The organism is Streptomyces sp. NBC_00984 (genome assembly GCF_045162475.1).
In the GTDB taxonomy this organism is placed as follows: domain Bacteria; phylum Actinomycetota; class Actinomycetes; order Streptomycetales; family Streptomycetaceae; genus Streptomyces.
Genome location: NZ_CP108736.1, coordinates 66,110 through 89,105 on the forward strand (window position 1 = coordinate 66,110; position 22,996 = coordinate 89,105).

General features: G+C 69.7%; 23 protein-coding genes and 1 pseudogene. 11 read left to right on the top strand and 13 right to left on the bottom strand.

The features are described 5' to 3' along the window. Window positions 1–30 precede the first annotated feature (30 nt). Complete coding sequence (locus tag OG520_RS44415) at window positions 31–918, bottom strand: NucA/NucB deoxyribonuclease domain-containing protein (RefSeq protein ID WP_406016796.1); 888 nt, start codon at window positions 916–918, stop codon at window positions 31–33. Window positions 919–1,491: 573 nt separating this feature from the next. On the opposite strand from OG520_RS44415, the gene OG520_RS44420 reads away from it, so the two are divergent. From OG520_RS44420 to OG520_RS44435, 4 genes are all read left to right on the top strand, one after another. Continuing rightward, the gene (locus OG520_RS44420; RefSeq protein WP_266733989.1) at window positions 1,492–2,571 is read left to right on the top strand and encodes a site-specific integrase; all 1,080 of its coding nucleotides are present in this window, start codon (window positions 1,492–1,494) and stop codon (window positions 2,569–2,571) included. Continuing rightward, entirely contained in the window at window positions 2,568–2,900 is a 333-nt protein-coding gene (locus OG520_RS44425) for a helix-turn-helix transcriptional regulator (RefSeq protein WP_266733991.1), read from the top strand. The genes OG520_RS44420 and OG520_RS44425 overlap by 4 nt, the downstream gene beginning before the upstream one ends. A 375-nt stretch (window positions 2,901–3,275) precedes the next feature. Further along, the gene (locus tag OG520_RS44430; protein ID WP_331737210.1) at window positions 3,276–4,532 is read left to right on the top strand and encodes a hypothetical protein; all 1,257 of its coding nucleotides are present in this window, start codon (window positions 3,276–3,278) and stop codon (window positions 4,530–4,532) included. Further along, complete coding sequence (locus OG520_RS44435; protein ID WP_266733995.1) at window positions 4,507–5,013, top strand: GNAT family N-acetyltransferase; 507 nt, start codon at window positions 4,507–4,509, stop codon at window positions 5,011–5,013. Before OG520_RS44430 ends, OG520_RS44435 begins: the two co-directional genes overlap by 26 nt. A gap of 217 nt (window positions 5,014–5,230) precedes the next feature. Here the strand turns inward: OG520_RS44435 and OG520_RS44440 are convergent, their stop codons facing one another. Then, the gene (locus OG520_RS44440) at window positions 5,231–6,265 is read right to left on the bottom strand and encodes a site-specific integrase (RefSeq protein WP_331737212.1); all 1,035 of its coding nucleotides are present in this window, start codon (window positions 6,263–6,265) and stop codon (window positions 5,231–5,233) included. A gap of 55 nt (window positions 6,266–6,320) precedes the next feature. Here OG520_RS44440 and OG520_RS44445 point away from each other — a divergent pair, with 55 nt between their 5' ends. Further along, complete coding sequence (locus tag OG520_RS44445; RefSeq protein ID WP_331737214.1) at window positions 6,321–7,322, top strand: transposase; 1,002 nt, start codon at window positions 6,321–6,323, stop codon at window positions 7,320–7,322. Further along, complete coding sequence (locus OG520_RS44450) at window positions 7,229–8,035, top strand: transposase (RefSeq protein WP_331737218.1); 807 nt, start codon at window positions 7,229–7,231, stop codon at window positions 8,033–8,035. Before OG520_RS44445 ends, OG520_RS44450 begins: the two co-directional genes overlap by 94 nt. Window positions 8,036–8,199: 164 nt before the next feature. On the opposite strand, the gene OG520_RS44455 is transcribed toward OG520_RS44450, so the two are convergent. Further along, window positions 8,200–9,093, bottom strand: coding sequence for a LysR family transcriptional regulator (locus OG520_RS44455; RefSeq protein WP_093538946.1), 894 nt, complete (start codon window positions 9,091–9,093; stop codon window positions 8,200–8,202). Window positions 9,094–9,264: 171 nt separating this feature from the next. On the opposite strand from OG520_RS44455, the gene OG520_RS44460 reads away from it, so the two are divergent. The 4 genes and pseudogenes from OG520_RS44460 to OG520_RS44475 all read left to right on the top strand — a co-directional run bounded on the left by OG520_RS44460 (window position 9,265) and on the right by OG520_RS44475 (window position 13,385). Then, entirely contained in the window at window positions 9,265–10,158 is an 894-nt protein-coding gene (locus OG520_RS44460; protein ID WP_331737220.1) for an oxidoreductase, read from the top strand. Between the two features lie 391 nt (window positions 10,159–10,549). After that, entirely contained in the window at window positions 10,550–10,906 is a 357-nt protein-coding gene (locus OG520_RS44465) for a hypothetical protein (protein ID WP_406016797.1), read from the top strand. A gap of 544 nt (window positions 10,907–11,450) precedes the next feature. After that, a complete protein-coding gene (locus tag OG520_RS44470; RefSeq protein ID WP_331737222.1) occupies window positions 11,451–12,410 on the top strand; it encodes a Ku protein in 960 nt (319 codons plus the stop codon). Between the two features lie 23 nt (window positions 12,411–12,433). Next, window positions 12,434–13,385: pseudogene (locus tag OG520_RS44475) on the top strand (ATP-dependent DNA ligase). Window positions 13,386–13,397: 12 nt separating this feature from the next. Here the strand turns inward: OG520_RS44475 and OG520_RS44480 are convergent. The 8 genes from OG520_RS44480 to OG520_RS44515 form a co-directional block, all read right to left on the bottom strand. Then, on the bottom strand, window positions 13,398–13,766 hold the full coding sequence (locus tag OG520_RS44480; protein WP_331737223.1) for a DUF6233 domain-containing protein: 369 nt from the start codon (window positions 13,764–13,766) through the stop codon (window positions 13,398–13,400). A 237-nt stretch (window positions 13,767–14,003) separates the two neighbouring features. Further along, on the bottom strand, window positions 14,004–14,186 hold the full coding sequence (locus OG520_RS44485) for a hypothetical protein (protein ID WP_331737224.1): 183 nt from the start codon (window positions 14,184–14,186) through the stop codon (window positions 14,004–14,006). Window positions 14,187–14,555: 369 nt separating this feature from the next. Continuing rightward, the gene (locus OG520_RS44490; protein ID WP_331737225.1) at window positions 14,556–15,575 is read right to left on the bottom strand and encodes a Gfo/Idh/MocA family oxidoreductase; all 1,020 of its coding nucleotides are present in this window, start codon (window positions 15,573–15,575) and stop codon (window positions 14,556–14,558) included. Beyond that, entirely contained in the window at window positions 15,572–16,690 is a 1,119-nt protein-coding gene (locus OG520_RS44495) for a DegT/DnrJ/EryC1/StrS family aminotransferase (protein ID WP_331737226.1), read from the bottom strand. Before OG520_RS44495 ends, OG520_RS44490 begins: the two co-directional genes overlap by 4 nt. A gap of 59 nt (window positions 16,691–16,749) precedes the next feature. Then, the gene (locus OG520_RS44500) at window positions 16,750–17,259 is read right to left on the bottom strand and encodes an NUDIX domain-containing protein (protein WP_406016798.1); all 510 of its coding nucleotides are present in this window, start codon (window positions 17,257–17,259) and stop codon (window positions 16,750–16,752) included. 84 nt (window positions 17,260–17,343) lie between these two features. Then, the gene (locus OG520_RS44505; protein WP_331737229.1) at window positions 17,344–18,195 is read right to left on the bottom strand and encodes a phosphopantetheine-binding protein; all 852 of its coding nucleotides are present in this window, start codon (window positions 18,193–18,195) and stop codon (window positions 17,344–17,346) included. Continuing rightward, window positions 18,192–19,592 (bottom strand): FAD-binding oxidoreductase, encoded by a 1,401-nt coding sequence (locus tag OG520_RS44510; RefSeq protein ID WP_331737231.1) that lies wholly within the window; start codon window positions 19,590–19,592, stop codon window positions 18,192–18,194. Before OG520_RS44510 ends, OG520_RS44505 begins: the two co-directional genes overlap by 4 nt. Next, a complete protein-coding gene (locus OG520_RS44515) occupies window positions 19,585–20,550 on the bottom strand; it encodes a TauD/TfdA family dioxygenase (protein WP_331737233.1) in 966 nt (321 codons plus the stop codon). The genes OG520_RS44510 and OG520_RS44515 overlap by 8 nt, the downstream gene beginning before the upstream one ends. Window positions 20,551–20,832: 282 nt before the next feature. On the opposite strand from OG520_RS44515, the gene OG520_RS44520 reads away from it, so the two are divergent. Beyond that, window positions 20,833–22,251: a transcriptional regulator gene (locus OG520_RS44520; protein ID WP_331737234.1), complete on the top strand. Its 1,419-nt coding sequence runs from the start codon at window positions 20,833–20,835 to the stop codon at window positions 22,249–22,251. A gap of 70 nt (window positions 22,252–22,321) precedes the next feature. On the opposite strand, the gene OG520_RS44525 is transcribed toward OG520_RS44520, so the two are convergent. Both OG520_RS44525 and OG520_RS44530 read right to left on the bottom strand, forming a co-directional pair. Beyond that, window positions 22,322–22,585, bottom strand: coding sequence for a hypothetical protein (locus OG520_RS44525; RefSeq protein ID WP_331737235.1), 264 nt, complete (start codon window positions 22,583–22,585; stop codon window positions 22,322–22,324). Continuing rightward, window positions 22,582–22,887, bottom strand: a complete 306-nt coding sequence (locus OG520_RS44530; RefSeq protein WP_331737236.1) for a DUF6247 family protein — start codon at window positions 22,885–22,887, stop codon at window positions 22,582–22,584. The genes OG520_RS44525 and OG520_RS44530 overlap by 4 nt, the downstream gene beginning before the upstream one ends. Window positions 22,888–22,996 lie beyond the last annotated feature (109 nt).

A 22,996-nucleotide genomic window follows, 5' to 3' on the forward strand; every position in this document is an offset into this window, starting at 1 on the left:
GGGCCGCAGCACGAGCTGTGCGCTGTGAGGTCAGACCGCGACCCAGAAGCCATCCTTGTTCACAAGGCGCTCCTGCTTGTAGAAACCGATGAGCCGGCCGCCCTGCTGGTCCTGCTCCTTCTCCGGGACCATGGCGATGCCCCGGCTGGCCGCCGGGAGTGCCTTGCCCCCTTCGTGGGTCCGGGCGAACGGGTACTCGTCACACGACTTGCCGGTCGGCGGCTTCGCCTTACCGCACACGGCACGCCTGTTCGCGGACGCCTTCTTGTCATCGGTGAGGCGGTGCAGCGGGTGGCCGGAGCCGGGTTTGCCGTAGTGGCCGCCCTTGGCCTGGATCCGGCGGATGTTCTTCGCGATCTCCGGGAGCGTGCTCATGGTCGTCAGGGTGGGCTTGAACTTCGGGAACACGCAGCCGGGGCGCACCAGCCGGCGGGTATTGGCGGCGTTCCAGAAGGTGTCGTCGCAGCGGAAGCCCAGTGAGGCGTACGAGAAGCTGCCCAGCGTGTATCCGGGCTTGGTGAACGTGAACGTGTAGTTCGCCGCGCTGCTGTGGGTCTTGTTTTTCTTGACTCCGTCGCTGTAGTCGACCTTCCCCGAGAAGGCGGACCCCAGAGTGTGCCCCGGCACATGGCTGGATGCCTTGCACGGACTGCCGCAGGAAACCGACACCCCCATCCGGATGCCGCGGGCGTTGTTGACGATCGTCGCCTTGCTGACGCGCATGGTCTCCGACCACTTCAGCGACTTCTTGTTGAGGGTCATCTCGTGGCTGATCGTGAACGTCGCCGTACCGACCACAGCACGGTTATGGATCACCTCCACCGTCGCCCGGGCGGTCTCACACTCCGTAGTGCGGGTGTAGACGATGTTGCCGACCTTGCACCTGGCGGCGGCGACGCCGGTATCCGCGGCAGCCATCATCGCCGGCCCCCTATCGGCACTGGCCACCAGGTGATCCGGGCCGGGCTCGGCCGCCGCCCCCATGCACGTACCTGCAACGGCCACCGCCGCAGCAGCGCTCACGGCAGTACGCATCCATCGGAAGAACACAGTGCTTCCCCCACGCTGCCGTACTACCCAGGCGCCCTGTGCACCTGCCGCGACGACAGCGCGACGAAGCTACGGCCGAATACGACATCACACCCGGGCCTTCCTGCCCAAACGACGAAATAGCACGCGGGAATGACTTATTTCCGTCATCCGTAACAGAACGCACTCGCCACCCCCGAACGGAAGAGCGCCCAAATCACCTGCGGCAAGGGACACCGACCGACTGTCCGAACACCTTGAAGGCTGCGCGCTACGCCACGTCCCCCTGCTGTGCGACATCCCGTGAGTTCCCCTGAGCCCTGCTGAGTCCCCAGCCCCGTGGCCAGGGGGTTCGTCCTCCTTCGTATGCTCTCCCGCCAGGTGACGTAACTTCGGGATTCTTGAAGCGTTCTCATCTCGTCCGACCGATCTGCGGTCCGGGTGAAGGTGAGGGGGCTCGGGTTGGCGGCACTGGCAGTCGTGCGGGACCTCCGCGATGTGCGGGCTCCGGTCTCGGCGGAGGAACTGGAGCAGTTCGAGACCGACGCGCTGGCCGGGTTCGTGCTCGCACGGGCGTCGGCCGGGCTGACGGACGGCACCATCCGCGGGGACGTCGGTCACCTGGAACAGGTGCGGACGTGGTTCGGTCGGCCGCTGTGGGACATGGAGCCCGCCGACGCGGACGCGTACTTCGGGAAGGTGCTGCGGAACTCGCCCAGCGGCACCCGGCTTGCCCGGTCGCAGGCGCTCACCACGTACTTCACGTTCCTGGAGCTGAGGCACAAGGTCGAACTGCACCGGATGACCGGCCGGGTTGTCGAGTGTCCGATCGACGAGATGAATCGGCCGCGCGGGGCGAAGGACGCCCAGCTGCGGATCCCGCCACTGGAGCCGGAGGTCGGGCAGTTGTTCACCGGCTGGGCCGGTGAGCTGGCCACCTGCCGGAAGTTCGCCCCGATGGCCAGGAACTACACCGCCTCGAAGCTGATGTCCGAGGTGGGGCTGAGGGTGAACGAGGCCCGCAGGCTGGACCTGGATGACATCAAGTGGAACCTCGGGCGGTTCGGCAAGCTCCATGTCCGCTATGGCAAGGGGAAGCGCGGATCGGGCCCGCGCGAGCGGATGGTGCCGCTGATCAACGGTGCGGGCCGGACTCTGCGGTGGTTCATCGAGGATGTGTGGGGTCAGTTCGGCGACGACCACACCCGCCCTGGCGCCCCACTGCTGCCCTCCGAACGCAAGAACGCCGACGGCTCCTCACGGCGGGTCGGTGACGATGCCCTGCGCAACGGTCTCGCGGAGGCTACCAAGCTCCACCTGCCCAGCTGGACCGACAAGCTGACGCCGCACGTCCTGCGGCACTTCTGCGCGTCCCAGCTCTATCTGAACGGGCTCGACCTGATCTCGATCCAGGAGGTTTTGGGACATTCCTGGATTGCCACGACGATGCGGTACGTCCATGTGCAGCAGACCCGGGTCGAGGACGCCTGGGCGGCAGGGCAAGAGCGGGCCGCGAAGCGGCTGGAAGGGCTGATCCGATGAGGTGGAACCTGCGGCTGACCGCCGCGAACAAGGGCATCTGGAAGGCGTCCGAGCTCCAACGGAACCTGGCTGAGCATGGGTTGGTCATCTCGGCGGGGAAGATGTCCGGGCTGTGGTCCGGGCAGCCGGTCTCCCTCAAGCTGGAGGACCTGGACGTGATCTGCGTCGTCCTGGGCTGCGAGATCGGTGACCTGCTGATCCCCGAACCGCAGAAAGTCACCCGTCCCGGCCAGGACACCGATGTCCGGCAAGCGGCCGCTGGCTCCTCGGGACCGGCCCCGGCGGTGGTTCCTCGCCGCCGGGATGGTCGGTCCCTTCCTCCGATGTGACCTATGGACCCGAGTTCCTGCCCGGATTGCCTGTCCTGGGGGCGTTTCTTCGAGCCGCGGTGCTCGACGTGTTCCTCGTTCGCCAGCCGATGGAGGGGAGGTGCGTGCGCCGGCTGCACGCGCCAAGTACCCCTGCGGGAGGAGTACTGCCGTCTGTGCTGGGTCCAGGCGAGAACGGAGGCCGCCGCGACTGGCGGCAAACCGGAGTCCTTCCTGCCTCACCTCCGCCACCAGCAGCTGTTCTTCTACGGACTGACGGCACTCTGGGACCGGCGTCCCAAGCCATCGGCGGTCAAGAACGGTCGCCGGGGCCGACCCCGGCGACCCGATCCGGCCCCTGCAACCCCTCCGTCCGCGGTCTGGTGCCAGCTCGCGTTGTTCGAGGCCCGCCGAGACCTCACGGGGCGGGTCAGCGATGAGGACGCTCGCCGCGGCAATCCCTGGCCGGCCTGGGCCCGCCATAGCGCCCACCGCCTTGGCGAGGCCCGCGGCTGGCCGCGCAAGACGCGTCTGAACGTCGACCAGGCCCTGGTCATCGTCCTGACCGACCATGCCGAGGTCGACGTGATCCGGTACTCGGAGGTTTTCCCGGTGCTTCGGTCGCGCGGCCTGAGCGTCGAGCGGACCACGGAAGTGCTCGACCACATCGGCGTGTTCCTCGACGACCGGCCATCGTCGTTCGGACTGTGGCTGGAGTCCAAGCTCGACGGTCTCGCCACCGGGATCGCCCGCGATGTCGGAGACTGGGCCCGGCTGCTGCACGACGGCGGCCCTCGTTCCCGGGCCCGCCATGCGGCGACGGTCTGGAACTACTTCAACCGGATCCGGCCCGTGCTGCTGGAGTGGTCGGACCGTTACGACCACCTGCGGGAGGTTACCCGCGACGACGTGCTCGCCCACCTCGAAACCGTGCAGGGCTCGCAGCGGCAGACCACGATCATCGCTCTGCGGTCGCTGTTCGGCTGGGCCAAGAAGAACGGCACGATCTTCAAGAACCCGACCAGCCGCATCCGGGTCGGCCAGCGCGAGGAAGGCGTCATCCAGCCGCTGGAGCCCGGACACATCGACGGTTCTGTCGCCGCCGTCACCCATCCCGCCGACCGGCTGATCCTCGCCCTCGCCGCCGTCCACGCGGCACGACCTGCGGCGATCCGCCGCCTCCAGCTCGACGACGTCGACATCGGCAATCGGCGCCTGTCCATCGATGGCCGCACCCGCCCGATGGACGAACTCACCCTTCAAGTCGCCCGAAAATGGCTGGAGTTCCGGCGCCGCCGCTGGCCCGATACTGCCAACCCGCACCTGCTGATCAACAAGCACACCGCGCTGGGAACCGGCCCCATCGGCAAGAGCTCGGTCGCCGGGCCGGCTCTGCACCGCCAGACCGCGACCCTGGAACGACTCCGCATAGACCGCCAGCTCGAAGAAGCCCTCGTCCACGGTCCCGACCCGCTCCACCTCGCTGAGGTCTTCGGCCTCAGCGAGAAGACCGCGATCCGATACGCGAACTCGGCGCGGGCACTGCTGGAACAGGCAGCCGAGCACTCAACATCCCACTCGGGAAAAGAACTTGGCCCGGATTGTGGAGCCTTGAAGAATGACGGCCATGCAGATTCGACAGGCATGGCCTGATGACGCTTCAGCGGTCGCTGGCGTCTACGTGCGCTCCTGGCAGGCGGCCTTTGCCGGTCTTGTTCCGCAGCACTACCTCGATGCCATGGACCCAAGCCGTGAAGAGTCCGGCTGGAAGACACGCATCGCGGAGACACAGTGGCCAACTTCGGGAGTACTGGTAGCCGAGACCGAGGTGGGGATCGTCGGGTTCGCAGGTTACAGCCCGTCTCAGGAGACGCCCGCCGTCGCGGAGATCGGCACGCTCTACGCGATGCCCGAGGTATGGGGCACGGGGATCGGAAAGCAGTTGATGCTGGCCACGCTGACCACCCTCGGACAGGCCGACTACACGCAAGCCACCTTGTGGGTACTGGAAGGCAATGAACGCGCCCGGCGCTTCTACGAGGCCGCCGGTTGGCGCGCAGATGGCGCGGCCGTGGAAGACACCACTGGCGGAGCCGCTCTGAACAAGTTGCGATACCGCCGCCCTCTCGGCTAGCCCGCTCACCATCTTGCGCGTCCGGAGAGCCATGAAGCGGCGTGGTCGCGAGTTGGAGTCGAACTCGCGGATCCAGTGCCGTGGAGCACGACGACGGACCCCTGGGTTCCCACTCAGAGCCCTTCAGTTTCCCTGAACTCACGGAGGTCCGGGGGTGTGACCGAGATACGCGCCAAAGGGGCAACGAGATGATCTTGAAGCCCCGATCCGCTCGGATTTATGTGCGGCGACGTGCAGCGGGGTCGCGTTCGGCGACGTGCCGGGCGACCGAGTCGACGCCGGGGCGGGCGTACCGCTCCAGGGAGCGGACGGAGGCGTGGCGGGAGCGGGCCAGCAGCATCGGGGTGGAGGTGCCGTCCTCGGCGTCGTGTGTCAGGGCGCTGTGGCGGAGCCTGTGGAGTGTCCAGCCGTCCAGGTCCTCGATGTCGTCGGGTGAGGCGAGCGGGTTGGCCAGGAGCCGGGTGTTCTCCTCGAAGATCTCCTCAGCCCGGCGGTAGGAGAGCCGGGCCCGGCCGGTCTCCGGGCACACGTCGAGCGTCGGCGTTCCGGCCGGGGCCTTGCGGTCGGTGAGGAACAGCGGGCCGCGGGTACGGCGGGCGATCAGGCGGGGCAGCAGCTGGGCGGTGCCGGACTGCCAGTGAATCCACTCGGTCGCCCCGCCCTTGGCGGTGATCCTGCCGCGTTTGTCCTGCGGGTACAGGTCCTCCACGTTCAGGCACAGCACCTCATCGGCCCGTGCGGCGGACTCATAGAGCATCTTCCACTGCGTCTTCTCCCGGAGCCCGACATCCAGGCGCCACAGGGCGGCGATCTGGTTCTCCGCCAGGGCCTTGGTGCGGTCGGGCGGTGCCGGCCGCCGCTCGATGCCGATCGTCGGATCGCCTTCGATCCAGCCCTGGCGCTGCCACCAGCCGATCGCCTTGCGCGCGATGGACAGCTCCCGGTTGACGGTGTCAGCGTCCATCGCGTCCGCCCGCGCCGCCGCCAGTTCGGCCAACACCTCCGGCAGCACGGGATCGTCGATCGCCGCGACAGGGAAGAGGGGCGGCTTCGCGCCCCGGCGGGCGGGTCCGGTCGGCGCCGCTTCGCCGGTGAGCATCCACCCCCACGTCGTCAGCGAGATCCGGTAGATCCGCGCGGAGGACTTCGCGATGCCCGCACCGGTGAGGTACCGCTCGACCGCCGCGGTGTACGTGGCCGGAGGGCAGGGTGACTCTGCTGCGCAATTCCGTGCGGGGGTGAAGGTGGGCACGGGATGATCGTCTGTACGGTCGTTGTCCTGTCGTGCGGCCGTGGGGGTGGTGTGGATGTCGATGCGGCCGGAGGGGCTGCCGGAAGTCCCGGAGCAGACCGTGATGGTGGCGCGGGCGGCGTTCCCGCAGGGGAGCCTGGCGATACGGGTGCGAGACCGGCTCGCGGAGGTTTTCGCGGACGAGCCGTTCGCGTCGGCGTTCGGGGTGCGTGGGGCTCCGGGTTTGTCTCCGGGGGTGTTGTGCCTGGTCACGGTGTTGCAGTTCGCCGAGGATCTGACCGATCGGCAGGCCGCGGCGATGGCGGTGCGGGCGATCGACTGGAAGTACGCGCTCGGGGCGGAGCTGACGGACACCGGCTTCGATGCCAGTGTGCTGAGCCGGTTCCGTTCCCGCCTGTCCGACAACGGCATGGAACGGGTGGTCTTCGACCGTCTCCTTGAGTACTGCGTGGAGGAGGGGCTGGTCGCGGCCGGGGGCAGGCAGCGGACCGATTCCACCCATGTGATCAGTGCGGTGCGGGACTTGAACCGCCTCGAGCTGGCCGGGGAGAGTGTGCGGGCGGCGCTGGAGGCCCTGGCTGTCGCGGCGCCGTCGTGGCTGGCCGGGCAGGTCGATGTCGCCGAGTTCGCTCACCGGTACGGGCCGCGGGTGGACGGCTGGCGCATGCCCGCCTCGCAGACGAAACGCGACCGGCTCGCGCAGGTCTTCGGCCAGGACGCGCTGGCGTTGTGCCGGGCGGCCTGGTCACCCGGCACACCCCCATGGATCCGTGAGATCGAGTCCGTACAGATCCTGCGGCAGATCCTCGTCCAGACGTACTACCTGAGCACCGACACCAGGGGACGGGAGGTGATCAAGAAGCGGGCCGCCGACGACGAGGGTGTCCCGCCCGGTCATCGCCGCCTCGCCTCCCCTACGACGCGGACGCACGCTGGGCGGCCAAGGGCGAGGGCCTGTTCTGGATGGGCTACAAGGTCCATCTCACCGAGACCCGCGACACTCCCACCGAAGCCGAAGCCGAAGCCGAAGCCGGTGTCCGGGCGGCACCGAATCTGATCACGGACGTGTGCACCACCGATGCCACCGTGCCCGATGTGAAAGCGACCGCCCCGGTCCAACAGCGCCTGGCCGAGCACGGCATCAGGCCCGCCGAGCACTACCTCGACTCCGGCTATCCATCCGCCGACCTCATCGCCGCCGCGCTGAAACAGGGCACCCGTATGGTCACCCCGGTTCTGCTGGATCATTCCGCCCAGGCCAAGGCCCACGCCGGCTTCGACAAGAGCGCCTTCATCATCGACTGGAGGGCCCGCCAGGTCCGCTGCCCCGCCGGCAAGACCAGCGCGCACTGGAACCCCGTGAAACAGCACGGAACGGACACGATCGTCATCACCTTCGGCGTCCGCACCTGCCGCCCCTGCCCCTTCCGCGACCAATGCACCAGCTCCGCGAAAGGCCGCCGCATGCTCACCCTGCGCCCCAGAGAGCCAGAAGAAGCCCTCACCCAGGCCCGCGCCGAGCAGAAGACCGAGACGTGGAAGGCCAAGTACGCCCTGCGAGCGGGTGTGGAAGGCACTATCAATCAAGCCCTCGACATCACCGGCATACGCCGGGCCCGCTACCGCGGGCTACCGAAAGTCCGCCTCCAACACGCCTTCTCCGCCACCGCACTCAACGTGATCAGACTCGACGCCCACTGGACCGGACACGACCAGCATCACACCCGCAGCAGCCGGCTCGAACGCCTCGCCTACCGACTCACAGCCTGACCCAGGAATTGCGCAGCAGAGTCCCGGGTCGCTACGGTCGGAGAGTTGATCGGGCGCGGGGCCGGTGGCCGCCGGTGGGTGGCGACCACCGGAGCGAGGTCACCGGACACGTCACGGCAGCACAGAAGCCATTGCAGCCATATCCGTTGTTCCTGCGGCGATTACTACGGGCCCCCCAGAGCGGTGGCGAGTTCGCGTACTACCTCGGCGAAACCCCGTACGAGGGGGCTGCTCGCGTCCTTGTACCAGGCCAGGGCGACCCTCAGGGGTTCAACGTCGGTGAGGGGGACCCAGGACAGGTCGGGGCGGGCGTAGTACAGGGCCATGTTCGCCGGGGCGAAGCAGACCGCGGCGCCCTCGGCGACCTGCTCCAGCATTTCCTCGACGTTGTCGTTCTTCGGACCCCATTGCGGTGCGGAGCCGTCCGGTCTGGGGTTCACCGCCCACCAGTCGACCCAGTCGCGCGGCGCCTGCTCCGTCCACAGCAGCGGTTCGTCCTTGACGTCGAGGATGCCGATGCCCGTACGTCCCGCCAGCGGGTGCCCGACGGGTAGGCCGACGACCCGGGGTTCGGTGTGGACCACCTCGGTGTGCAGGTCGGTGAGGTCGGCGGGCAGCCAGACGAAGGCGACGTCCACCCGGCCGTCGCGCAGGGCGTCCGCCTCCTGGCCCCAGTCGAAGCGCTTCGGTTCCACCCGGACGTCCGGATTGCGGCGGGCGAACTCGGCCCGGGCCCGGGTGGTCAACTCGCCTGCGCCGCTTGCCTCGAAGCCGACCCGAAGCACCGCCTTCTTCTGGCACCGGTGGCGTTCCGCCACGGCGAGGACACGGTCCGCCTGGCGTACGGTTCGGCGTGCCTCGGTCACCACGTCGCGCCCGGCAGGGGTCTGGGTCACGCCGCCGGGGTGCCGCTCGAAGAGGGGGACGCCGAGTTCTGCCTCCAGCTTCCGCAGCGCGTACGACAGGGCTGGCTGGCTCACGTACAGCCGCGCCGCCGCCCGGCCAAGGTTCCCCTCCTCGGCGATCGCCACGAGATAGTTCAGCTGCCGTAGCTCCATGGGGGAGAGCATAACCAGCGGCGATAAACGCTGATTATGGATCGTGTTGATCTCTGTCTTGGACGGCGGGGCCGAGCGGTGGCCGTAATAGAGACGCACGCCGGGACACCACCTCGGCCGTGTTCGCCGGCCGGCGCCCGGTCGGCTTCCGGAACCACCCTGGAGATCCCGATGAGCGACAACGCCCGCACCGCTGCTGTCCCCGCCGCCACCCCCACCCGCTCCGCAACCGGCAAGGTCTGGCTGATCACCGGCGCCAACTCCGGTTTCGGGCAGGCGATCATGCGGGTGGCCCTCGCCGCCGGTGACACCGTGGTGGCCGCCGTCCGCCGCCCCGAATCCCTCGACGAACTCGCCGCCGCGCACCCCGGCCGCGTCGTCCGCGTCGCCCTCGACGTCACCGACCCGGCCCGCATCACCGCCGTCGTCGCCGAAGTGATCCTCTGGTACGGGCGGATCGACATACTGGTCAACAACGCCGGCCGCGGACAGATCGGCGCCGTCGAGGAGACCACCGACCGCGAACTCCGCGACCTGATGGCCCTGCACTTCTTCGGCCCCGCCGCGCTCACTCGCGCCGTACTCCCGCACATGCGCCGCCAGGGCTCGGGCGCCGTCGTGCAGATGAGCAGCATGGGCGGCCGGTTCTCCTTCCCCGGCGTCGGCGCCTACTCGGCCACCAAGTTCGCCCTGGAGGGGCTGTCCGAGGCGCTGGCCCTGGAAGTCGCCCCGCACGGGATCAAGGTGCTTATCGTGGAGCCGGGGGCGTTCCGGACCGGGTTCGCCGGCGGCAGTGCGCTGCAGCAGTCGGCGCCCCTGGACGCGTACGAGGAGACGGTCGGCCCGGTCCGTGCCGGGCTCCCGGACAGCGACGGCAAGCAGCCGGGGGACCCGGAGAAGGCCGCCGCGGCGATCCTGACCGCGTTGGCCGCCGAGCAGACCCCGCTGCGACTGGCCCTCGGTAACGACGCCGCCGACGCCATCGCCGCCCAGCTGAAGTCCGTCGGCGAGGAGGCGGCAGCCTGGGAGGCGGTCAGCCGGGGCACCGACTTCGACGGGGAGTGAGGGGGCGGCGGTCAGGTCCCGGCGGTCGGTCCCAGAGCGCTGAGGCGGGACCGGGACGAGCCCCCTGCCGGGAGACCGTCTCGCCGGGAGCTGTGGCAGCCCGGGCGGCTCGGCCTCCGTACCCGCACACCGCCGGTCCCGTCGACTGTCCTGCGTGGCAGATGAGTGGAAAGTGACTCAGTCGTCGGTTGTTCTGGCTGCGAGGGATTCGCAGCACACCGAGCACCGGCAAGACCTGGAAGGAATATCCATGGACCGCAACGGTGACGTGCGTGACGAGGGGGCGGCACTCCCCAGTGAAGGGACCGAAGCGACAGGTGACTTCCACCGACTTACGTCGCCGCCTGCGGACTTGGGAGGGACCGCTGCGAGCGGGCAATCTGCAGCCGACGTGAGGGGTACTGCCCCGTCCGGCCTTGAGGAAGCCGACAACCGGCCGGGGCTGGGTCTCAGGTCCACGGTGCTGGTTGCCTGTCTGGCCTTTTTCGTCATCACGCTGGACACCACCGTGGTCAACGTCGCTCTGCCGAGCCTCCTCCGGGAAGTGGGCGAGGACTGCCACCCGCCCCAGACCGCCGACATCACCGACCGGCTCAACCGCGTACTCGCCGTGCTGCTGCTCGACATCCCCGCCGTCCGCACACTCGCCACCGCCCTCGCCACCGCCCTCGACACACCGCAGGACACCGACATCCAGAACACCTACGAACAGATCCGCACGGCATGGGCCACAGCCGGGATCTGCTGACCATCGCTGCCCCCGCCCCGGTCAGTCGCTACGACATGTGAGGGCACCGTCGGGGACATCGGTTCTCGTGATCGAGTCAGCCGTCGCTGTCTCCTCGATGCCTCACACAGTGGTGTATCGGCCGGCTGCGGCGGGAGCTGATCCGGCTGCCCTGCCTGATCAGGACCCACCCGCACTGGGCGGAACACGGCTGGAGGATGGCGGGCCGGGTCGAATTGTCCCGGGCGGCCCAGAGCAGGCCGGACGGAGTACGGGAGCTGGTCGTGCGCTGGACCGGCGAGGAGTTCTCCGTCACCGAGCCCGGGACACGACCCTGAGCGCGCGGGAGGCCTGCCCAAAGAGCCGGCAATCGGCGCGACCGGGCCGGCCGCAGCTCCGGCCGACGTCTTTGTGATGCGATCACACCCGCCCCGCATAAGGATCGGATTACGGGCAGTGGCCCGGCTGCGCTGCTGCCCCTGCCTCCGTGCGGGGGACGGCACCCTTCTCCGGCGCTCCGGCCCGCTTCCCGGCCCATACCTGTCAGGGGGGCCTGGAGGTACGTATGCCGCGGCCCTTGTGGACCGGAGCCATTTCCTTTGGCCTGGTCACGATCCCGATCAAGGTCCTCAGCGCGACTGAGGACCATGCGATCCGCTTCCACCAGGTCCATCTGGAGGACATGGGCAGGGTCCGTACGCGCAAGGTCTGCTCGATCGATGACGAGGTCGTGCCGCAGGAGGAGATCGGCAAGGGCTACGAGGTCACGAAGGACGAGGTCGTCCCGGTCACCGATGAAGAGCTCGACGAGATGCCGCTGCCCACCGCAAAAGCGATCGAGATCGTGGCGTTCGTCGACGCCGACAGCATCGACCCGATCCGGATCAGCGACAGCTACTACCTCGCGATCGACGGACAAGTCGCGGCGAAGCCGTACACCCTGCTCCGCAAAGCACTGGAACGCTCCGACAAAGTCGCGATCGCCAAATTCGCGTGGCACAACCGCGAAAGGCTCGGGCTGCTCCGAGTGCGCGACGATGCGATCGTGCTGCACGCGATGCGGTGGCCCGACGAGATCCGCAGCCCCGAGTCCCTCAAGCCCAAGGACGTCGACCTGGACGAAGAGGAGATCGAGCGGGCCATCCAGCTCACCGACACCATGGCCCTCGACGACATCTCCGGTTTCCGGGACGAGTACCGCGACGCCCTGGAGGAACTGATCGAGGCGAAGGCCGAGGGCGCCGAGCTCCCGGAGCCGGCCGAGGGCGAGGAGCGGGAGTCCGGGAAGGTCGTCGACCTGATGGCCGCGTTGAACGCCTCCGTCAAGGCGGCCCGGGAGAGCCGCGGCGAGCACAGCGGCCAGGACGCGACCGTGCACACGATGCAGCCGCGCAAGAAGACCACGCCGAAGAAGAAGGCAGCCCCGGCCAGGAAGACCACCACGAAGACCACAGCCGGGAAGCGCACGGCGAAGAAGACCACGACGAAGAAGACTGCTGCCGGGAAGAAGCGCAGCGCGTCCTGAACGGGCGCCTGGGCGGGATGGTCATGGGGTTGCCGCGGATCGCTCCGATGCTGGCCACCGCGGGCAGTCTGCCGCCCGCGGATGTGGTGGACCGGTGGGCGTTCGAGGTGAAGCAGGACGGGCTGCGGGCCATGGTCTACCTGCCCGGTGACGGGAGCACGGTCCTGCGGTCCCGGTCCGGGGCGGACATCAGCGCCGTCTACCCGGAGCTCGCAGGGCTCGGGTCCCTGCTCGGCCGGCCTGCGGTCCTGGACGGCGAGATCGTCGCACTCGACAGCCAGGGCCGCAGTGACTTCGAGCGGCTGCAGTCCCGTATGGGACTGACCTCCGCAGCGAAGGCCGCCCGCATGGCGCGGCTGGTGCCAGCGCATCTGGTTCTGTTCGATGCCGTGTACCTGGACGGCGACAGCCTGACCGGGCTTCCGTACACCGAACGCCGCTCCCTCATGGAGGAGCTCGGGCTGGGCGGGAAGCACTGGTCGACGCCCGCAGCAGTCGTCGGACACGGCGAGCAGGCTCTGGAGATGACCCGGGTCGCAGGACTGGAGGGGGTGCTCGCGAAGCGGCTCACCTCTGTGTACGAGCCCGGGGTCCGGTCCCGCGCGTGGATCAAGATCCGTCACGTCAGGGCTGCCGATGTGATCGTGGGCGGATGGGTGCCCGGCCGCGGCCGGCTCGCTGGCCTGCCCGGCGCCCTGCTGGTAGGAGAGGCACACGAAGGCGGCCTGCGGTACGTGGGCAGCGTCGGCACCGGATGGAGCGACACCGAACGCACCACCCTCGCCGAACTGCTCCACGTCGCCGCAATCGACGCGTTCCCTTCGACAAGGCGCCGGGCGTGCCCGGAGCGCGGTGGGTACTGCCACGCCTGGTCGGCGAGGTCCGCTACGCAGCCAGGACCCGGGCGGGACTGCTGCGGCACCCCCCTCCTGGCACCGACTGCGCCCCGACCTCGCCCCGGACGACGTCACCTGACCCGGATGCCTCCTACTGCGGCTGCAGTCCCGTCTGCGGATTACAGATCTGGCACAGCTCGATGTCCGGCTCCTCCAGCGCGATCATCGCGTCCTCTCGGCTGATGAACCCGAACTGAGCGCTGTACAAGGTGCACCCTCCGCGGTGCAGCATTGCCGTGCTCCCACTGCGCTGGGGCTGGATCTTCCAGGACTGCTCAGCCCGTGCCCGCTCCTTACGCCGCCGCTCTTGTTCCTCCTGGACCTCAAGCTCACGAACCCGGTTCCGGGTCTGTCGCAGCTGCCACTCCAGCCACGCGGCAAGGGCACGGTTCTTGTTCAGGTCGGATATGTCACCACTGGGCATGGCTACGCTGGCGACCATGTCCTGACACCGGGTCATGTGTGCTGGTCGTAGCCCCGCAGTGACAGGTGAGCTCACCGCCGGCCCGGGGCGGCCCGGGGCCTCGGCCTCATCGCAGCTGCGCCCCGGGCCGGGCCGAGCACGGATGCAGCAGCTCACCGGGCGGTGAACCACCGCGGCTCGTACGGTCGGTCATGAGTGCCCTGACAGGACGGTGCTCCTGGGATGGCCCCGCGGTCACTTCGCACGTTCCGCAGGGCCACCCCATCCGTCAGGTCAGAGCATCCAGACGTGACCGCCGGCCACCCTGGCAGCGACGGCCCCTGCCAGTAGGGCGAGGCCCGTCCACGGGAACTTGTCCCCATTGATGCGGAACCCGCGGGCCCTGAACTCCACGTCGGGCCGCGGCTCTTCTCCCGTCTTCCCCGACTCGTGGCCGGCTGTCGTGCGCTTACTCATGGAGCTCCTCCTGCGTCCATGCCGCATGGGTGTCGTGCGGCGTGTGACGGCACTGCGGAACAGAGGAGGGTAAGCCGCGCAACTCAGCTCTGACCTGCAGCTTTCCCAGATCGCGCAGGCACCTGCCTCAGGGAGGGCTAGCGGCGCAATACCCGGATGACTGGCCGGGCAGGCACGGAGCGTGACACGTCCTCAGGTACGGGGACCTGTTCCTGGCCAACGGAACGGGGCGACGTCTTGTTGCGACGCGGCGTCGCACGCGCGACGCCGCCCCGGGCCATAGCGAATCGGGGTGCGGTCGGGGTGGTGTGAGGATCAGTGTCCCGGCCGGAGTTCCCGGCCGGCTCAGGGCGCGCAGGTACTCGAGGGCTACGGGTGATGAAACTGTCCTGGGGTGGGGACGGCTGTGGTGGTGCCGGTGCGTGAGGCTTGGAGGGCTGCGTTGGCCACGAGGACGGCGTGCAGTCCGTCGTGGAGGGTCGCGGTGCGCCGGCTGTGGCCGAGGACCAGGTCGCGGAAGGCTTCGTGTTCGGCGATCAGGGGTTCTTGTTTGGGGATTGCGTAGCGGGTGACGTCTCCTTCGGTGACGCCGCGGAATGCGGTGAGTGCTTCCCATTGGGTGCGGGTGGAGCCGTTGGCCCAGTAGGAGAGGTCGGCGGTGAGGGTGTCGGCGATGAGGATGCCGTGGTCGCCGGTGACGACGGTGGTTCGTTCTTTGAGTGGTGAGATCCAGTTGACCTGGTGGTGGGTGATGGTGCCGTCGGTCAGTTGTCCGAGGGCTGCGAGGAGGTCTTCGTGGGGGCGGCCGCTGCGGTGGGCGGTTCGGGCGGCGATCGAGGTGTAGCGGGTGTTGGTGATCCATGCGGTGAGGTCGAGGTCGTGGGTGGCGAGGTCGTGGATCACGCCGACGTCGGTGATCCGTATGGGGTAGGGGCCGGTTCGTCGGGTGGCGATGGAGAACACGTCTCCGAGCTGTCCGGCTTCCAGCCGTTGGCGCAGTGCGATCAGGGCGGGGTTGAAGCGTTCGATGTATCCGACGGCGGCGGGGACTGCGGCGGTGTGGAAGGCTTCTGCGAGGCGTCTGGCGGAGGCGGGGTCGCCCGCCAGCGGTTTTTCGATGAGGGTGGGGATGCCTGCTGCGGCGAGGGCGGTGCCCAGTGGTTCGTGCAGCAGTGTGGGGCAGGCCAGCACCGCGTAGTCGAGGCCGAGTTGCAGCAGCGCGTCCAGGTCTGCGACCACGGGGATCCCGTCGGCGGCCTGGTAGCGGTCGCCGTGCGGATCGAGTGTGCCGACGAGTTCGGCGCCGTTCAGGGACCGAAGGACCCGGGCGTGGTGGCGGCCCATCCGTCCCAGGCCTATCAGGCCGGCGCGCAGCGTCGGGTTGTTCATGCGGCACGCTCCCGGGCCGGGGCGAGGGCCAGTGTGGTGACGGCCTGGGCGACGTTTTCTATCTGGGTTGTGGTCAGCTCGGGGTGGACGGGCAGGGACAGTACCTGCTCGGCGGCGGTGTCGGTGTGCGGGAGGTCGGCTGCGGTGGCGTAGGCGGGTGAGCGGTGGAGGGGGACGGGGTAGTGGATGCTGGTGCCGGTTCCGGCCTGTTGCAGATGGTGGGCGAAGGTGTCGCGGTCGCCCAGGGCGGCGCCGATGCGGACGGTGTACTGGTGCCACACGTGGCCGGCTCCCGCTGCTGTGGTGGGCAGGGTCAGGTTCGGCAGGCCGGTGAGGAGTTCGCTGAGCCGGGTGGCGTTTGCGCGGCGGTGTCCGGTCAGGGCGGGGAGCCGGCGGAGCTGGCTGCGGGCGATCGCGGCGTTCACGTCGCTCATGCGGGCGTTGGTCCCGACGATCCGGTGGTCGTAGCGCCGTTCCATGCCCTGGTTGCGCAGCAGCCGCAGGGTGTGTGCCAGGGCCGGGTCGGCGGTGACGACCATGCCGCCCTCGATGGACTGCATGTTTTTCGTCGGGTAGAAGCTGAAGCAGCCTGCGGTCCCGAAGGTGCCGGCCGGCCGGTTGTTGAGGGTCGCGCCGTGGGCTTGGGCGGCGTCCTCGACCAGTGCGAGGTGGTGTGTGTGGGCGAGTGCGGTGAACTCGTTCATCGCGGCGGGGTGTCCGAAGAGGTGGACGGGGATCACTGCTGCGGTGCGGGGGGTGATCGCGGCGCGTACGGCGTCGGGGTCCAGGCAGAAGGTGTCCGGGGTGATGTCGGCGAAGACCGGGACGGCTCCGGTGAGGCGGACAGCGGCGGCCGTGGCGGCGAAGGTGAAGGAGGGCACGATCACTTCGTCGCCAGGGCCGATGCCCAGGGCGAGGAGGGTGAGCCACAGGGCGGAGGTTCCGGAATTGACCGCGATGCAGGAGTGGCCGTCGACCAGGTCCGCGAACTCGTCCTCGAAGGCGGCGACCTCGGGGCCCTGGACGAGGTGGCCGGATTCGAGGACGCGGACCGCGGCGGCGATGTCGGCCGCCTCCAGGCGTGGCGCGGCGACCGGGATGGGTGGTGTGTTCACGAAGGGGGTCCCTTCCGGTGGACGCCGGGCGGCGCCGACCGGAAGGGGCGGCGGGGGCGTCAGGTGCGGTGTCGGGTGGGGTCGAATCCATGGTGCAGGTAGAGGGTGGTGTCGTGGGTCAGGGCACGCGAGCAGGCGTGGAGGCGGCGGGCCATGTGGGGTGGGAGGAGGGTGTCCCACTCCTCGGGTGCCGCGAGCTTCCACTCGGTCAGTTCGCCGGTGTCGAGGCGCACCTGTTGCTGGGCCTCGTCTTGCGTGGTGAGTCCGCCGTCGAAGATGAAGTTGGCGAGCGGGGGGCGGCCGTCGGGCTGTTCGGGCACCCAGTCGACGACCAGGAGCCGGCCCGGGGTGAGGTCGAGGCCCAGCTCTTCCTTGATTTCGCGCTGGAACGCTTGTCTCGGGTCCTCGCCCAGGTCCAGCCCGCCGCCCGGAACCTCCCAGTAGTCGCGGTAGGTCGGTTTCACCAGGAGGAACCGGCCGGCGGTGTCGTGGATGGCCGCTCCTGACCCAGCGATGGTCTTAGGGAGGGTGGCGTAGTACTCGGCGGGAGGCAGATGCACGGTGCTCATGGAGCGGGACGCTATCCGTGCCGCTCGCACGACCCGGAGAGCATCATCTGCCTGGCACAGAACAGTGACAAACTGGTGTGATTCTCACTCCAGTGGTACGGGTTGGTGCTCGGCGGCCAGTTCGTCGCCGTCGCGCCGGTAGGTGCGCGGGCAGGTGGTGCAGCGCAGTGCCGCGTCCAGGGTGTGGCCGCACCGGCATACCCAGCCGACCTGCCGGGCGGGGTTTCCGATCACCAGGCCGTGGGCGGGGACGTCGCGCATGACGACTGCGCCGAGCGCGACCAGGGCGTGCGGGCCGACGGTGACGCCGGGCGCGATGACGGCCGCGGCCCCGATCGTGGCCCCGGTGCCGATGGTGACGGGGTGACGGGTCCAGTCCTCGGGGCCCTTGCGATGTCCGTCGGGGGTGGTGGCCCGCGGGGCCGGATCCTCCAGGAGGAGCGCGCCGGGGCAGATCATCGCTTCGTCGCCCACGTCCGCACCGAATACGTTGGCGTAGTTCCCGATCTTCACGCGGTCGCCGATGGTGCTGCCGGCGCCGATGAAGGATCCCTTGCCCAAGGTGCAGTCGGTGCCGACCACCGCGCCGTCGGTGACCTGGGACTGATGCCACAGACGTGTGCCTTCTCCGACGCTCGCTCCCGGATCGGACCAGCCCGGTTCCGGAGTGTCGCCGCGGTGTTGCTGATGCACGGGAGCGCTCCTGTCGGTGGTGGGCAGGCGGCCGGCCAGGTCGGCGGGGGTGGCGGCGTCGGAGAGGGCCGGGCCGGGGACGGCCAGACCGGTGGCCCGTTCGACGGCCACCGCCAGGGTGAGCCGGTCCAGGGAATCCAGCCCGAGGTCGCGGAAGTCGGTGTCCGGCCCCGGGGCGGTGCCGGGGCGGATGTGCCGGACCGCGTCAAGCACCTGCTCCACAAGACGGTCGGCGGCGGTCACCGCAGCGCCTCCATGCGGCGGGCAAGCGCGAACAACGACGGGACGGCCTCGATGACCGGGGCTCGGTCCCACAGCCGCCGCAGCGCGGCCCCGGCCTTCGAGTCCTCTCCCAGCAGGGCGCGCAGCGCGAGGCTGGTGAAGGCGGCGAACTCGGCCTGCTGGGAGAGCGAGAGATGCCGGCCTCCCTGCAACAGGTGTTCCAGCATTCCCTGGGCGGCTCCTTGGGCGAGGACGTCGTCGATGTTCGGGGTCGGCATCGGCCGCTGTGCCCGGTAGGGGTGGGTGTCGAGACTGCCCGGTGTGGTGATCTCGTCGGCGACCAGTTGGGCCAGGCGCGGGGCCAGCAGCACCCCGCACCGGTAGGTGGCCGTGGCCAGCAGGATGGACGGTTCGCCGGTACGGCCGATGAGCGGCAGGTGGTCCAGGGTGTAGGGGCGCAGCCCCGTTCGTGTGTCCTTAAGGGTGGCCGCTTTGAGGCGGGGGTCCAGGAGCGCGGCGGAGTCGGTGGCGAGCACGGCGACTTCGTCCAGGCCGGGGGGCTGGTCGGGGTCGGCGTCCAGGGTCAGCCGGTTCGTGCCGCCGAGATACAGGGAGCTGTCCGTACGCGGGACGAGGTGGGTTCCGCATGCGAACGCCGCATTCGGCGTCCGCACCACGTGTTCCAGTTCCATCGCCGGGGCGTTCAGACGGGCGCTGACGCCGCGGCCGGCCAGGATCGGGGGCACGCCCAGCGGGTGGCCCCGGTCCGGCAGCAGCGCCGGGATGCCGTACCCCGCGGCCAGGACCACCTCCCGGGCCCGGACCGTTTCCCCGCCCCTGCAGGACACGGTGCCTGCACCGACGGCCGTGGCCGGCTGGGAGATCCAGGTGGCACGGGGGTGCTGCTCGACAGCCAGGGACAGGGCTTCCATCAGGGCGGCTGTGTCGACGCGGGCCTCCGTGGGCAGCCACAGGGCACCCGCCGAGGAAGCGGGCGCGGACAGGCCGGGGATGGCCGACGCCTGATACTCCTCGGCCTGGTGCCCGGCCGCCCGCGCCGCTTCGGCGATCGACTCCAGGCAGAAACCGCGTCCGGCCGGGGCGAGCACCCACGTTCCGGCCGGTGTCTGGACCTTCCGGCCGCTCATGGCCCCGATCCGCTCCAGCCACGCCGGGTAGGCATTGTGGGCGGCCAGCCGCTCAGCCGTTTCCAGTCCCGCCCGCTGCGTGTCGTGGTGCGGCTCCAGTTCGGAGAATGTGGAGAGCATCGCACCGGCTGCCCGTGTGCCCTGCCCCTGGTGTGGACCGGTCCGCGGTCCCACCACGGTCACGTGCACGCCGCGGTGCAGCAGCTCAACGGCCACCGCGAGACCGACGACACCGGTCCCGACCACGGCTACGTCCGTCGGCTCAGGCATCGTTGCGCCTCCCCGCCGCGGCGCCGGCCAGGACCTGGTGGGCAGGCGCGGCCGGGTCGAAGGTGGCCTTGGTCTGCATGATCCAGCGCCGCGTTCCCTCCGCGAGACCCTGCTGGGGCCCGAGCGCCGTACGACCGTGAGCGATACGCCGCTGGTCGACGACCAGCAGCTGCCCGCGCCCCAGCGTGACCGCGACGGTTGTCTCCGCCAAAGCGGCCGCGAAGCGTTCCAGTACCGCGGTGCGGCCGGTGTTGCGCGGGTCGCGGAGCATCTTCCCCGCCCAGCGGACCCAGACCATCTGTCCGTCCTGGTCGTCCTCCAGGACGGGGAACGGCATCCGGGGCGCCCCGACACCGCGCAGGTTCTCGGCCCTGCCCTCGAAGAACACCGGTTCCCGCAGCGCCTGCCGGTCGGCCTCCCCCAGCCTGGCCACCGCCGCCCGGAGGTCACCGAGCAGGGACGCGCCACCACCGGCCGGATCGCCCCGCAACACCAGCAAGCTCGTGTACTCGGGCACTTGTTCCACGTTCGGGGCGTCAATGTGGAGCACCTGCCCGCCCGTGCCACCGAACGACGCCGCGCCCTTCACCGCAGTGGTCTCCTCCCCGATCCACATCCGACCGCCCCCTTGCCGGATCGAGTTGAACGGGCTGCCGAGCGCGGCCAGCACACCGGCAGCGACCACCTGCAGTTCCTCGTTCGCCAGAGTGGCGGGCAGCGCCAGCAGCGCCCACCCCGCCGAGGACGGATCGCCGCGGTCCAGCCGCCCGGCCAGCGCCGACAGCAGCATCTGCGCGCCGCCACCGGTGAGCACGGTGCGGGCGGCAGCCACGTTCTGCGCACTCCACCGGTGGCCCTCCATCTGCATCGTGCAGGCCGCGGCCAGCGCGACCGAGAGCGTCCTCGGCAGCACCACCCGGACCGGATCCGCAGCTATGGGCTCGATGATCTGGGACATGGAACGACCTCCCGCGAACGACGGATCCTGCACGGATTCCCCCGGCGCAGGACGCCAGGGAACTGCCCTCAGGACAGCAGCGCGAACAGGGGATCCGGGACCCGGTGAAAACCGGCACATGTCGGCAGTGACCGGCGCTGTTCCCGGCGTGCCGCGGCGAAAGGAGCGGCGGAGGTCCGGTGCACGGCCCGGCGGATCCCGGTGGAGAGCCCCGTCCCGTTCCGCCCTGCGTCCCGCGCACCTACTCTGAGAGGTTCGGACATCGAATGCGCGGAGGCACCTATGGGCCGGCCCCGGCTCGATCAGCGAGAGCCCAACGAGCAACTGGCCCAGTGGCAGGCCCAGACGGGCATGTCGAACGCGGCACTCGCCCGAGCCGTCACCAAACGGGCCAGGGCCCAGGGACACCGCGGCATCAGTCCCGACGAGTCGAGCGTGCGACGGTGGCGTGCCGGTGAGACCCCCAGGCACCCCGTGCCCCAGCTCATCGTTGAAACGATCAGCGAACGGGCCGGTATAGCCCTGTCCCCGGCCGACCTCGGCTTCCCCGACCTCTTACCCACGGTCCAGGGGACGGAATTGTCCTGGTTACCCGGCACGTCCGTTCAGGCTCTTCTCCACCTCACCCGGAGCGAAGTGATGCTCACGCACACACGCAACAGCACCAGCGCCTCGCGCGTCCAGAAGGGAAGCACCCTCCTGGCCCCGCTCCAGCAGTGGGCCACCACCGGGCCGTCCTCGCTGACCGTGCCTGCCGGCCGGACCGGCGGGCAGGTCGGCGCGGCCGAGGTCGAAGGCATCCGTGCTGTCACCGCGATGTACCGCGACCTGGACAACCGGCACGGAGGGACCCTCTCCCGCAAGGCCGTCGTCGCACAGCTCAACGAAGCCGCCTCCCTCTTGCACACCTGCACCTACACCGAACGAACCGGCCGCGACCTCCTCGCGGCCGTCGCCGATCTCGGCTCGGTGGCCGGATGGATGAGCTTCGACGCCGGCCATCACACCAGCGCCCAGAAGCTCTTCATCACCTCGCTGCACGCCGCCGCCGAAGCCGGCGACAAGGCACTGGGCGCCCACATCCTCCAGTGCATGGCACGCCAGATGTCCCACCTCGAACGGTACGAAGACGCCCTCGCCCTGGTCGACCTGGCCCAGTACGGTGCGCGCCGCCGCCTGTCACCGGCCACCTCCTCCATGCTGGCCAGCCTCGAAGCCCGGTTCCAGGCCATCCTGGGCAACCTCGCCGACAGCGAGACGGCTGCCGGCCGGGCCGAGGACACCTTCACCGGCATCGTGCCTGGCAACGAACCGGCCCACATGATGTTCTTCGACACCGCTGAGCTGTCCGCCACCATCGGCGTGGCCCACCAGATCGCGGCACGCAACAGCGAAGGCACCGACCGGGCCCGTCACGCGGAATCAGGAATCCGCCTCATCCAGCAGGCCCTTGATTCCCGCCCGGCACACCGGGTACGGAGCAAAGCCTTCGATCACCTCGCACTGGCCCGGACACACCTGGCAGCCGGCGAACCCGAAGGCGCCCGCCAGGAAACGATCCACGCCCTGGACCTGTTCGGCACCATCAGCTCACACAGAGTCGGCGACCGGCTCGCCGAACTGCACGACGAAGCACTTCCCTACGCCGGAAGCGCACCGGCCGTCGACCTCCGAGAACGCATCACACACGCCCTCGGATAGCCGATCAACCCCTGCAGGGGCCTGCACCATGGGCGCAGCAGTGGTGGAGGCGGGGCATTGTCGTGGATGGTTACCCGAGCCAGATGATGTCCAGCACGTAGAGGCGTCCGGCTGGGCGGTTGATCCAGTAGACGGCGGTGAGCTGTCCGACCGCGGCGGAGCGGACGTCCTCGCCCTCGGGGTCGCGGAGGTCGAACGGCGGGAAGGACCACGGGTCGCGGCCGGCGATGTCCAGGACGTCCCGGAGCATCTCGCGGGCGTGATCGGGAAGTTCGCCGACGGTGCCTGCCGCGGGGGGTGACAGGCGTGCGGGCCAGGACGGCCGGTCGCTCACGGGCGGGCCCCGAGGACCTGGTCCAGGTCGACGCCGTCGGAGTCGTCGCAGCCGCCCGCGAGGAACGCGTCGACAGCCGGGGCGGCGGCGAGCCGGGCCCGCCACGTATCCACGACCCCGTACAGCGGGGCGAGGCTGTAGCCGTGCCGGGCATCGTCCAAAGCCCGTGCCCAGTCCTGCTCGAACGCGGGCACCCACGCCCCGGCGCGGCGGTCCGCACGCAGCTGGGCGAGCAGCTGGGCGGCAGCGGCCGGGCCCGGCGGGGCAGCCGGGGCGGGGTGTTCCTCGGACTGCGCGCTCATCGGCACCTCCTGGCGGGGTCTACCACCACGGTAGCCGTTGCGGGGCGGTGGAAGAGGGGGCCGGAGCTCAATTGCCGCGGCTTCTCCGTCGTGGAAGCGGATCGCGGCG